Below are 357 nucleotides of genomic sequence, written 5' to 3' on the forward strand. Positions count from 1 at the left end.
GCGTCACCGCGAGCGTGGATGGCGAGACGGTGTGGATCGGCAAGGCCGAGATGTTTGGGGGCGAGGGCATACCGGCGCTGGGGCAGGGGGCGCAGGACGCGATCGCGAAGCTGCGCGAGAACGGCCGCACGACGATGGTCGTCCGCAAGGGAGACCGCGACCTAGGCGCGATCGGCCTGATGGACACGCCCCGCGAAGCGGCCAAGACCGCGCTGCGCCGGCTGCACGAGATGGGTGTGTCGCGGATGATAATGATCTCCGGCGATCACCAGAAGGTCGCCGAAGCGATCGCCAACGATGTCGGGGGCATAAAAAAGCTGGGGGTGACGGTGCTGATCCGGTAGCTTTAGGAGCATG

General features: G+C 66.4%; 1 pseudogene. It reads left to right on the forward strand.

From position 1 onward, the window contains the following. Positions 1 to 305 (forward strand): annotated as a pseudogene (locus AX685_RS10590) (HAD family hydrolase); the annotation flags it as partial. Between the last annotated feature and the right edge of the window lie 52 nt (positions 306 to 357).

Source organism: Sphingomonas sp. CCH9-F2 (assembly GCF_001556735.1).
Taxonomy (GTDB): domain Bacteria; phylum Pseudomonadota; class Alphaproteobacteria; order Sphingomonadales; family Sphingomonadaceae; genus Sphingomonas; species Sphingomonas ginsenosidimutans.